The sequence below is a fragment of the Novosphingobium endophyticum genome, assembly GCF_014640675.1.
Lineage (GTDB): Bacteria > Pseudomonadota > Alphaproteobacteria > Sphingomonadales > Sphingomonadaceae > Novosphingobium > Novosphingobium endophyticum.
Genome location: NZ_BMHK01000028.1, coordinates 36,139 through 47,139 on the forward strand (window position 1 = coordinate 36,139; position 11,001 = coordinate 47,139).

Here is an 11,001-nt window from a genome sequence, read left to right on the forward strand (position 1 = left end):
TGTCAGAGCGGCTCGAGGCGGGTTTCCCCCCTGTTGCCCACGCCTCCGCATGGCCCTTCTGACTTAGCGTGACGAACGCTTATGGAACCCTCGACCCCTTGCCCCCGGGTCGAGGGTTTTCCATGTCCCGGCAACCGTGTCGGCGTCATCGCCGCGAACGCGGGAACGACGCGTGCGGCTCTGGCAATTCCGGCACGCCCCCCCTAAAGCGCTCACATGCTCAAGATTGCCACCTGGAACATCAATTCCGTCCGCCTGCGCATCGATCAGGTCGGGCGCTTCCTGACCGAGCATGCGCCGGACGTTCTCTGCCTGCAGGAGATCAAGGTCGCCGAACATCTCTTCCCGCACGAGGCGTTCGAGAAGCTGGGCTACACGCACCGTGCCGTCCACGGCCAGAAGGGCTACCACGGCGTCGCGACGGTAAGCCGCGTGCCGTTTCGCGAATTCAGCCGGCACGACTGGCAGGACAATGGCGAGGCCCGCCACGTCGGCATCGAATTGCTCGGCGCGGGCCAGGGCATGGTGCTCGAAAACGTCTATATTCCCGCCGGCGGCGACGTTGCCGATCGCGGACTCAATCCCAAGTTCGGCCAGAAACTCGACTTCATCGGACGCATGACAAGATGGGCCGACGCGATCGACCGCCCGACGATGATCGTCGGCGATTTCAACATCGCCCCGCTCGATTGCGACGTTTACGACCACAAGGCGCTCCTCAAGGTCGTCAGCCACACGCCGATGGAAGTCGAGACGCTAGACCGCTTCAAGGACGCACACGGCTGGGTCGACCTGGGCCGCGAATTCATCCCGGCGCCGGAACGCAATTATTCGTGGTGGTCCTACCGCAGCTACTGGCGCCAGAAGGATCAGGGTCGCCGGCTGGACCACATGTGGGCCTCTCCGGACCTGGCCCGTCAGGCGAGAGCGCATCGCTTCGTCGAGGAAACACGCAGATGGGAGCAGCCAAGCGACCATGTGCCGCTGATTACGGAACTCGAGATCTGAGCAGGAAACGCCCCTCCCCTGCCCCGCGCCGGGTCGCCCTTGCGCTGGATGCCCTGCGGCACGGCTGGCCAATTCGCGTTGGCCGGGGACCGGTTCTGCTTCCCGCCGAGACCGGATTCGCACCCGGCGTGACCGCGCCGCGCATGCTGATCTCCGCCGCGCGCGCGGTGACGCTCAAGCTTGCCAACCAGCGCGAAGCGGCGATTCCCGAAGCGCCGGTACTGATCCGCGCCGCCGATCCGTTCGATCTGGAAACCGCCCGAGCCGTCGCCGATCCGGCACTCGACCTGCGCTACCCCATGAAGGGGCCGTTTGCCGCCGAGCACATCGACGATCCCGAAGCCGCGCGAACCGCCATGGAACTGGCGCGGCTGGCCGGCATCCTCCCCGCCTTCCTCGTTGCTCCGGAAATGGATGGAGACGTTCAGGACGTATCATCCGAGGATCTCGCAGGCTGGAAGGATACCAGCCGTCTCGCCATAGCCTCACGCGCGCGCCTGCCGGTTGCGGCCTGCGAAGATACGGAGATCGTGGCCTTCCGTTCCATCGACGATCTGCGTGAACATGTCGCACTGGTGATCGGCGCGCAGGCCGGCGAGCGGGCGCCACTGGTCCGGCTCCACTCCGAATGCCTGACCGGTGACATCCTCGGCAGCCTCAAGTGCGATTGCGGCCCGCAGCTCGATGCCTCGCTTCACGCGATGGCGGACGAGGCCGGCGCCGGCGGCTGGGGCGTGCTGCTCTACATGCGCCAGGAAGGGCGCGGCATCGGCCTCATCAACAAGCTGCGTGCCTATCGGCTGCAGGACCAGGGCTTCGATACGGTCGACGCCAACAACCGCCTCGGCCTGCCTACGGAGGCGCGCGATTTTCCCACGGCGGCGCGCATGCTGGAACTGCTCGGCGTTCATGCGATCCGGCTGATGACGAACAATCCGGCCAAAGTCGCCGCGCTGGAGGCGGTGGGCGTCACCGTGGCCGAGCGCGTGCCCCACAGCCTGCCGCCCAACCCGCACAACGAACGCTACCTGACGACCAAGCGCGACCGAACCGGCCATATTCTCTGACGCTTTCAGCGTCTCTCGTAGCGGACCAGCCCTGCCCCCAGCGTGTTCCCGGAGAGGCTCAGGGTATCTCCCGACCAGTCGGCGACGAAGGCGCTCCTGCGATCGATCCCGGGCGCGAAGCGGGCATCGTTGTTCTCGATCTGCAGCCCCTGTGAGCTGTGATAGCGGTGCTCGGCGGCGACGGCGATGAAGGCCGAGTAATTCTCCTTGTCGCGCCCCTGCACGAACCAGTTCTCCGCGATCCGGCCGGTGGCGCCGTCGGGCAGATCGATCATGTAATTGGAGCCGCGCCCGCGCGTATCGTCGAAGCTGGAGTTGAGAATGGCGACGCGCGCGGCCCGGCTCTTAGCGTAGTGTCCGCCGGCGCCGGCCTCGAAGCGACTGCGAGTGACGGTCAGTGCGCCGTAGTTGCCGACATAGATCGAATGGGCGCAGCCACCGCCGCCCTCGCACGTGCCGAGCCGGGTGAATGTGGATTTGTCGATCGTTATGGTGCCGTCCGGGTTATCCGCCGTGAGCAGCCCCTGCTCGCTATCGCGGAACCAGCTTTGCGAGACCGCCAGGTCGCCGCCCTCGAGCCGGATGCCCGCCCCGTTCTTGTCCGCCACACGGATATTGGCGAAGACCATCCCCTCGACGCGCGCGCTGCGTCCGCGCAGGACCAGCGCTGCCTTGTCCTCGCAGGCCACTCCGTCGAGTACGGCCTGACCGGGAACCCGCGCCTTGTAGGTAACCTCTCCCTCGGCCTGTACGGCGCAGTCGGCAAAGCGCATGGGCGCGAAAACAATCGTACCGCGACCAGTGCCGATGGCGTCCACTGCGTCCTGCAACCTCGCATAGCTGCGGCCGGTTTCCTCCACGGTATACGGCGGGGCGGCCTGGCCCAGCGAAAGGGACGCGGGAAGGGCTGTGCCGCCGATCACGGCGAAAGTGGCGAGAAGTCTGGTCGTGCTACGCATGGAGCCCTGATAGGGCGTGACGGTTAAGATCGCGCAAACCGCCCGGTCGGCCTCGCCTCAGTGATCGTCGATAGCAGGTTGAATGTGGACCGATTCGGTCCTACCATGGTTGCTGCGGGCCGGGCCCCTCTGGCGCGGCGCAAGCTTGACGGTGCCTGGCACCTGCAGGCCGGCGCCACGTGATGTCGGACCGCATCGGGTGAAACCGATGCAGGATCCGGTGGCCGTTTGAGACCCTCCAAACGCTCCGGCTATTTCGAATTTTGCATCGGCTCTCCGATCGAACCAAAAGCTTGTTCGATAGGGATTTGACATGACCGAACGCATTTTTCTCCTGCTCGAGCGCCATCAGCGCCTCGATTCCCTGCTACGCATCGCACAAAGCAGGCGCTTCGCCGATCCGTACAAGATTGCCAGCCTGAAAAAGAGGAAGGCTCGCATCAGGGACAGACTGGTCCGGCAAACACCCCCCGTTGCCGGTTTACCGGGTCTGTAACCCAGCGCCGGCGCGTGGCCCCCCAAATAGTTTGCGCGCCGGCGCACCCTGCCTCCTCCTGCCAGGTGCATCCCATGGATATCCTGTTCGCTGACTGGCTGGGCACTCCAGCCTGGTTCTGGCTGAGCTTTCTCGGCGTGGTCTTTCTTCTCACCGCCTTCGATCTCGGCTTCCTGCACAAGGAAGACAAGGAGATGGGCATTGCCGAATCCATCCGCCTTTCGATCTTCTACATCGCCGTAGCCATGCTCTTCGGCGTATGGGTCTGGGTCCAGAAGGGTGCCGAGTCCGGAATGGAGTATTTCACCGGATACTTCATCGAAAAGGCGCTCTCGATCGACAACGTCTTCGTCATTTCGTTGATCTTCGGCTTCTTCTGCATCGCGCCCAAGTACCAGTACCGGGCGCTGCTGTGGGGCATTCTGGCGGTCATCGTACTGCGCGGCTTGATGATCGCGGGCGGCGCGGCGCTCCTCGCGTCTGCATACTGGATCATGTACGTCTTCGCGGCGTTCCTGATTTTCACCGGCTTCAAGATGTTCTTTACGGGCGAGGACGCGCCTGACATCGGCAGAAACCGGGCTGTCCGCTGGATTTCGCGGCACATGCGGGTAACGCAGGAACACCACGGGTCGCACTTTTTCGTGAAAGTGCCCGACGCCACCGGCAGGATGGTGCACGCGGCTACGCCGCTGTTTCTTGCGCTCGTCGTGATCAATTTCGCCGATCTCGTGTTCGCGGTGGATTCGGTGCCGGCGATCTTCGCGATCACGAGAGACACTTTCATCGTCTATACCTCGAACATCATGGCGATCCTGGGCCTCCGCGCCCTTTATTTCGCCTTGGCGGCGATGGTGCACCGGTTCCACTACCTCAAGTACGGGCTGGCTGCGGTGCTGGTGTTCATCGGCGCCAAGATCTTCGTGGCTGACTTCGTCCTGGGCGGGGCCAAGTTTCCGCCCCTTGTGAGCCTTGGCGTCACCCTGGCCCTGATCGCGGGCGGCGTGATCTGGTCGCTCTGGGCCACGCGCCGGGAGGAACGAGCCACGTAGCGCGGGAAATCGATGTGTACAGGTGGCCATCGGCACGGCTAGGGCTCGTCGCCGATGGCCACCAGTCTCGAAACCGGAAGCCCCGCGCCGGGCTGGAGCGCGCGACATCTGGCGGCGCTCCTGCTTGCCAACTTCGCGCTTGCGCTCGGCCCCTTCCTGGTGCGCCTCGCGGATACGGGATCGGTTGCGGCGGGCTTCTGGCGGTTGATGATCGCGATGCCCTTCGTCTTTCTGCTTTCGCTGGGCGAACCGGCGCAGCAGCGGCGGGTCGGGGGCGCGGCGCTGCTCATCGTGCTGGGCGCTGGCGTCGCCTTCGCGCTGGACCTTGCCGCATGGCACATCGGCATCGAGACGACCAAGCTCGCCAATGCATCGCTGTTCGGCAACGGCGGCAGCGTGATCCTGATGGCCTGGGGCCTCATCGCCGCGCGGCGCCAGCCGCGATTGCTCGAGCTGACGGCGATCGCAGCGGCCCTTTCCGGCGCAGCGCTGCTGATGGGCGGCTCGCTCGAAATCAGCCGTGCAAACCTGATCGGCGACCTTTACTGCCTGCTCGCGGGCTTTCTCTACGCCGTCTACATCCTGATGATCGGCGCGGTGCGTTACCGGCTGGGCCAGTATTCGCTTCTCTTCAACTCCATGTTCGCGAGCGTGCCGCTGATGTTTCTCATCGCCTGGGCACGCGGCGAGGCGATCTGGCCGGGTGACTGGACGCCGCTCCTCGCGCTGGCTTTCACCAGTCAGCTCGTCGGGCAGGGTTTCCTGGTCTATTCGCTCAGAAACTTCCCGCCACTGATCATCGGTCTGGCACTGCTGACCCAGCCCGCAATCTCGGCGACGATAGGCTGGCTGGCCTTCGGCGAAGTGCTTACGAGAGGCGATGTGACCGGTATGATCCTGCTCGCCGGCGCACTGGCGATGGCGAAGGCAGGGGATCGGCCACTGAAGGTGAGAAGCTGAAGCGATGGCGCGCCTGATCCTGTTCAACAAGCCTTATGACGTGCTCTCGCAGTTCACCGACACCCGTTCGCCGACCCCGCGAGCCACGCTGTCGGACTACATCGACCTGCCCGGCGTCTATCCCGCCGGCCGGCTCGACCGCGACAGCGAAGGCCTGCTCCTGCTCACCGACGATGGTCGGCTTCAGGCACGGATCGCCGATCCCAGGTTCAAGCTGCCCAAGACATACCTCGTGCAGATGGAAGGCGAACCGGATGGCGATGCCCTTGGCCGCCTGCGCAAGGGCGTGGAACTGAACGACGGCCTGACGCGGCCCGCACGGGCCGAGCGCATCGCCGATCCGCAACTCTGGCCGCGCGACCCGCCGGTGCGTTTCCGCAAAACGGTGCCCGATTGCTGGATCAGCCTGACGATCAACGAAGGCCGCAACCGACAGGTCCGCCGAATGACCGCCGCCATAGGGCATCCGACCCTGCGCCTCGTGCGCTGGAGCGTGGGCGACTGGACGCTCGATGGCCTGGCGCCCGGCCAATGGCGCGAAACGCGGATCTCGCCGCACCGGCCTTAGAGCGGCGTGCGGTATATCTGAGTCACCGTGATTGCCTCAGGAAGCCTCTCGGCAAGGAGCGTTGTGCAAGTCGGGCTGGTTGCCCGGATAAGCAACGTGACGCTGTCCGAGGGGCTTCCTGAGGCAACCCCGAAGGGGCGGGCCTCTTTTGGCCGATCGCAGCGTCACTCGTCAGTCACTATGCAAAGGCATGGCTCTTTCCTCGCTCCTCGCGCTCGGCCAAAATCGGCTCCGTCACGGTGGCTCAGATATACCGCACGCCGCTCTAGGCGGCTACCGTGGCTTCCGGAACCGAGGGCTCATCGCCCGTCGGCGGCTCCGTCCTGTCGGCCTTCCTCACCGCGGATTCCCGCTCGGGCGCGTCGAACACCGGGACCGGAGGCGACAGCACCTTCTCGCCGTCGCGCTCGCCAAGCGTCGCCACGAGCACCCCGGCACGCGACTTTTTGGCCTCATACATGATAGCGTCGGCGGCCCTCAGTTCAGTGTCGATCTCCCTGGAACCGTCCGGCAGAAGCAGCACGCCGAGGCTGCAGGTAAGCCGGCGAGCGGCCTCCGGTGCGCCTGCATTGATCGTGCGATGCAATCTCCTCGCCACGACCTGCCCGGCCTCGGCATCCCTCAGCTTCATGAAAATGACGAATTCATCGCCGCCCATGCGGGCGAAGACGTCGCCCTTGCGGATGGTCTTCCGGACGATTTCGGCAAATGTCGTCAGGCTTCGGTCTCCCTGACCGTGTCCTTCCTCGTCGTTGACCTTCTTGAGCCCATCCAGATCGGCATAGATCAGGGCCGACCATCCGCCCTGGCATCGGCCGCTTTCGACAAGCTCGAAGAAGGCCTGCCGGTTCAATGCTCCCGTAAGGGCATCGGTCCGGGCGAAGCGCCATTCGCGTTCGCAGGATTTGCGCGCCATGCCGATGAAAACCACGACAATCGTGATGCCAAGAACGCGTACCGCCAGGTTCGCGACCGCGACTTCCGATCCGTTCGGATAGAAAGGCAAGGTGCCCGTCAGCAGCTTGACGAGCAGCACCGTCAGACCGATGGCAATTGCCGTGCGCGCGCTCAACGACCAGGCGGCCAGCGCGATTACCGCAAGGTAAACCGGCCCGAACCAGATCTCTCCGGGCAAGAGATATTCGACGAACGCTACCGCGCAGAGCAGCGCTATAACGATCGTCCAGGCCAGTCGCGGCGGTATCCGGAACAGAAAGGAATGCTCCAGCAAGAGGCCGGTATGCTGCGCTTCCCTGCGCTCGATCTGACCTCTCGATGGCATGGCGCATGCTTAGGCGCACCGCCCATAATTTCAAGTTAAAGGCCGCGCTCAGCCCATCTGCAGGCCGCAGTAGGCGCCCAGCTTGTTGCCGTCCGGATCGCGAAGATAGGCCCCGAACGCGCCTCGCGCCTGCGGTTTGGCTTCCGGCTCGCCCTCGCTGGTGCCGCCATTGGTCAGGCCTGCCGCGTGCCAGGCCCTCACCGCGTCCTCGCTTTCGGCCTCGAAGATGATGGTGCCGCCGTTGGCGGATGTGCAGGGCTCACCATTACGCGCCGGGCCGAGCAGGAACTTCACACCGCCCAGGTCCCACATCACTATCGGATACTGCTCCGGCGTCGCACACGGCGCCAGACCCAGCGCGCCGAACGTCGCGTCGTAGAAAGCACGGGATTTCGCAAGGTCGTTCGATCCCAGGCGCAGACTCTTGAGCAGCATTGACTTCTCTCCCTCTCGTTTACGGCGCAAGAGTGTCGACGGGCATGTGGCGGGTCAATCGCGCCCGCTTGCGCCCCGGCGATATCGCGCGCGGGAGGCCGGGGAGACCCCAGTCAAACCGCCAACTTATCCACGCGTTCCGGTGAGTGATAAATCCGGCACGGGTGGACGCTGCCACGCGGCTTTGGCATTCGATGAAGACCATGTGGCACATCTTCCAGTTCCCGCTCTGTCCGTTCAGCCGCAAGGTCCGGCTCCTCATGGCGGAGAAGGGAATCGCCTACGAACTGCAGTCGGCGCGCCCGTGGGAGAACGAGGACCGCCTCTTCGCCATGAACCCGGCCGGTCGCACGCCGGTGATCAGCGAGACCGAGCGCAACATCGTGCTCTCCGACAGCCGGGCGATCTGCGAATATTTCGAGGAAACGGTCGAGCGCAATCCGCTGATCAGCGGCACTGCGCAGCAGCGCGCCGAAATCCGCCGCCTGATCGCGATGTTCGACGAGAATTTCTTCGGCGACGTCTCCGGCCCGCTCCTGCACGAGCGGATGAAGAAGCGCCTGATCCTGCGCCAGTCCCCCGACGCGAAGATGCTGCGCGAGGCGATGAAGCTGGCGCACGACTATCTCGACTACATCGACTACCTGATCGACAACCGCCCGTGGCTCGCCGGATCGACCATGACGCTGGCCGACCTCACCGCCGCCGCGCAGCTTTCAGTGGCGGACTACCTGGGCGGCATCGACTGGTCGAGCCACGAACAGGCCCGCGCCTGGTACCTGGTGATGAAATCGCGCCCCAGCTTCCGCCCGCTGCTCAGCGAGCGCATGGAAGTGATCCAGCCGCCGAGCCATTATGCCGAGGTGGATGCATAGGGTATCCGCAAGTTACGTCGCTTTCTTCGTCCCGAACCGCCCGTGCTTGCGGAACTGCACCATCCAGCGGTCGAGGAACAGCGCCAGTGGACGCGGCTCCACGCCTAATTCGGCAAGGCCGGGCAGGTCTCCGCTGGCCACGCTTCCGGCCGTGAGCAGCCGGAACTGGTCGCTGGTGATCGGCGCGCCGGGCAGCCATCCGGTAGCGCCCGCGATCAGGCCGCCGACCGCATCCGGCAGCGCGATCAAACGGCGCGAGCGACCCGCGGCGTCGGCAATGCGACGGTTGAGTTCCAGCATCGTCAGCACTTCGGGGCCGGCGATCTCATAGGTCTTGCCGCCGTGGGCCACGGGATCGGCAAGGGCGTTGCCGATCGCCTCGGCCGCGTCGTCGACGAAGAGCGGTTGCAGCCTGGCCTCGGGGCCGAACACGGGCAGCACGGGGAACATGCTGATCAACCGGCCGAACATCATCACGAAGTTGTCGTCCGGGCCGAACATCAGCGAAGGCCGCAGGATCGTCGAGGTGGGAAAGGCCTCACGCACGGCAGCTTCGCCATCGGCCTTGGTGCGCGCGTAGTCGACTTCCGATTCGGCATCTCCGCCGATCGCCGAGATGTGGACGAAGGCCCCGGCACCGGCCGCGCGGGCGGCGGCGGCAATCCTGCCGGCACCCTTGCCCTGCAACGCATCGAGATTGCCGGCGAAGGCGCCCACGAGGTTCACCACCGCGTCCGACCCGGCCAGCACCGCCGCCAGCGATTCGGGCTTCGTCACGTCGACCCGCGCGAACTGCACCTGCCCCAGATTGCCCAGCGGCTTGACCGAGAAGGCCTTCTGCGGATTGCGGCTGGCAACGCGCAGCCGCGCGCCGCGCGCCAGCAGTTCCTGCGCAAGGTGGCGGCCGACAAAGCCGCTGCCGCCCAGGACGGTGACGATCTTGCCGGCGAGAGAATTGTCAGGGCGTTGGCTCATGGGTCGGGCTTTCGGTCCTTCGAATGCGACGCTCTTCGCGCCGCTGCGCATGATTTTTCGCCCTTGGCACAAGCCCATCGCCGGGGCAACCGACCAAACACGCCCGCCCCGCCCGGCACCACCGCACACCCGAACCAAACAATTCGCACCTGCTTGCACCAAAGCGTTGACAAGCCCCCGGCCAGACCTTAGTGGCGCCCACCTACCCTACGGGATGCCAGCAAGGCACCCCGACCGTGCCCAGATGGCGGAATTGGTAGACGCACCGTCTTCAGGTGGCGGCGCTCGAAAGGGCGTGGAGGTTCGAGTCCTCTTCTGGGCACCAGCTACCTGCTCGCAGGTATCCCCAAATGTTCGAAAAGCCCGGATTTCTCCGGGCTTTTTGCTATCTGGCGTTCGCAGGTGTTCGTCCGTAAAGGCCCCCAACCGCGATCACGTGGGGGCCTTTTGGGGGCCTCGAAAAGGGCATGCGATCAGCCCCCTCCGGCCTTGAGTTCGTCGAGCCAGTCGCTCCACCACTGCATCATCTCGACCCGCTCATCCCAATAGGCGGTGCGGTTGTAGATGGCGCTGGTTGCGTTACCCACCTGCCGGGACATTGCACGTTCAATGGCGTCGGGGTTCCATTTTCCGCTCTCGTTGAGCAGCGAACTCGCGGTGGAGCGAAAGCCGTGGGCGGACTGCTTGCCGGCGTAGCCCAGCCGCCTCAATGCGCCATTAACGGTGTTTTCGGAAATCGGCTTGCTCCCCGTGTGGAAGGCGGGGAACACGTAAGGGCCGTTTCGCAGTTCCGCCATTTCACGGATGATCGCCAATGCCTGCCGGGAAAGTGGTACGTCGTGCGGCCGACGCTTCTTCATGTCCGCAATCGGAGGAGACCAGCGGGCACCGTCGAGATCCAAGTTTTCCCATTTCATCTTCCGGATTTCACCGGGGCGCTGGAACAGGTGCGGGGTAATCCGCAGAGCGGCAAGCGTTGACGGGTAGCCTGTGCAGTTGTCGATCGCTTGAAGCAGCTTGCGCAGTTCATCGACATTGATGATGGCAGCCATGTGGTTGACCTCGGGCGCCAGCAGGGCGCGCTGCAACGCAACGGTTGGGTTGTTTGTGGCCCGGCCCGTCGCGATCGCGTAGTTGAAAACCTGACCGGCGACCGACCTGAGGCGCTTCGTGGTTTCCCTCGTTGGCAAGGACAAGCCGCGCCCCCTGCAGGGCAGCCAATTGCGCGGGCAGCGGATGTCCATCCGAGCTTGATCCACCGCTGGCGGCGGGAGCGCACGCAGCGGGTTTGTTCGTCGGACAGCCAGGCGAGTTTTATGCCGGT

12 protein-coding genes and 1 tRNA gene are annotated in these 11,001 nt (G+C 64.8%); 8 read left to right on the forward strand and 5 right to left on the reverse strand.

Going from position 1 to position 11,001, the window contains the following annotated elements:
* Positions 1 to 216: 216 nt before the first annotated feature.
* Positions 217 to 1,008, forward strand: a complete 792-nt coding sequence (locus tag IEX32_RS16150) for an exodeoxyribonuclease III (protein WP_188772579.1) — start codon at positions 217 to 219, stop codon at positions 1,006 to 1,008.
* The gene (gene ribA / locus IEX32_RS16155; RefSeq protein WP_188772580.1) at positions 957 to 2,075 is read left to right on the forward strand and encodes a GTP cyclohydrolase II; all 1,119 of its coding nucleotides are present in this window, start codon (positions 957 to 959) and stop codon (positions 2,073 to 2,075) included. Before IEX32_RS16150 ends, ribA begins: the two co-directional genes overlap by 52 nt.
* Positions 2,076 to 2,080: 5 nt before the next feature.
* Here ribA and IEX32_RS16160 read toward each other — a convergent pair whose 3' ends face one another.
* Positions 2,081 to 3,034, reverse strand: a complete 954-nt coding sequence (locus tag IEX32_RS16160; RefSeq protein WP_188772581.1) for a right-handed parallel beta-helix repeat-containing protein — start codon at positions 3,032 to 3,034, stop codon at positions 2,081 to 2,083.
* A gap of 313 nt (positions 3,035 to 3,347) precedes the next feature.
* On the opposite strand from IEX32_RS16160, the gene IEX32_RS16165 reads away from it, so the two are divergent.
* The 4 genes from IEX32_RS16165 (at position 3,348) to IEX32_RS16180 (ending at position 6,110) form a co-directional block, all read left to right on the forward strand.
* Entirely contained in the window at positions 3,348 to 3,530 is a 183-nt protein-coding gene (locus tag IEX32_RS16165) for a DUF465 domain-containing protein (RefSeq protein WP_188772582.1), read from the forward strand.
* A 74-nt stretch (positions 3,531 to 3,604) separates the two neighbouring features.
* Positions 3,605 to 4,582 carry a TerC family protein gene (locus IEX32_RS16170; protein ID WP_188772583.1) on the forward strand — a complete coding sequence of 326 codons (978 nt, stop codon included), beginning with the start codon at positions 3,605 to 3,607 and terminating at the stop codon, positions 4,580 to 4,582.
* Positions 4,583 to 4,636: 54 nt separating this feature from the next.
* Complete coding sequence (locus IEX32_RS16175; protein ID WP_188772584.1) at positions 4,637 to 5,542, forward strand: DMT family transporter; 906 nt, start codon at positions 4,637 to 4,639, stop codon at positions 5,540 to 5,542.
* Between the two features lie 4 nt (positions 5,543 to 5,546).
* Positions 5,547 to 6,110 (forward strand): pseudouridine synthase, encoded by a 564-nt coding sequence (locus IEX32_RS16180; RefSeq protein ID WP_188772585.1) that lies wholly within the window; start codon positions 5,547 to 5,549, stop codon positions 6,108 to 6,110.
* Between the two features lie 265 nt (positions 6,111 to 6,375).
* Here IEX32_RS16180 and IEX32_RS16185 read toward each other — a convergent pair whose 3' ends face one another.
* Entirely contained in the window at positions 6,376 to 7,392 is a 1,017-nt protein-coding gene (locus IEX32_RS16185; protein WP_229736423.1) for a GGDEF domain-containing protein, read from the reverse strand.
* A 48-nt stretch (positions 7,393 to 7,440) separates the two neighbouring features.
* The gene (locus tag IEX32_RS16190) at positions 7,441 to 7,827 is read right to left on the reverse strand and encodes a VOC family protein (RefSeq protein WP_188772586.1); all 387 of its coding nucleotides are present in this window, start codon (positions 7,825 to 7,827) and stop codon (positions 7,441 to 7,443) included.
* A gap of 203 nt (positions 7,828 to 8,030) precedes the next feature.
* Here IEX32_RS16190 and IEX32_RS16195 point away from each other — a divergent pair, with 203 nt between their 5' ends.
* Positions 8,031 to 8,702, forward strand: a complete 672-nt coding sequence (locus IEX32_RS16195; RefSeq protein WP_188772594.1) for a glutathione S-transferase family protein — start codon at positions 8,031 to 8,033, stop codon at positions 8,700 to 8,702.
* A 12-nt stretch (positions 8,703 to 8,714) separates the two neighbouring features.
* Here the strand turns inward: IEX32_RS16195 and IEX32_RS16200 are convergent, their stop codons facing one another.
* Positions 8,715 to 9,677: a complex I NDUFA9 subunit family protein gene (locus IEX32_RS16200; protein ID WP_188772587.1), complete on the reverse strand. Its 963-nt coding sequence runs from the start codon at positions 9,675 to 9,677 to the stop codon at positions 8,715 to 8,717.
* Positions 9,678 to 9,915: 238 nt separating this feature from the next.
* Here IEX32_RS16200 and IEX32_RS16205 point away from each other — a divergent pair.
* A tRNA-Leu gene (locus IEX32_RS16205) sits at positions 9,916 to 10,002 on the forward strand.
* Positions 10,003 to 10,150: 148 nt separating this feature from the next.
* Here the strand turns inward: IEX32_RS16205 and IEX32_RS16210 are convergent.
* On the reverse strand, positions 10,151 to 11,001 hold an 851-nt coding region (locus tag IEX32_RS16210; RefSeq protein WP_229736424.1), incomplete at its 5' end, for a tyrosine-type recombinase/integrase.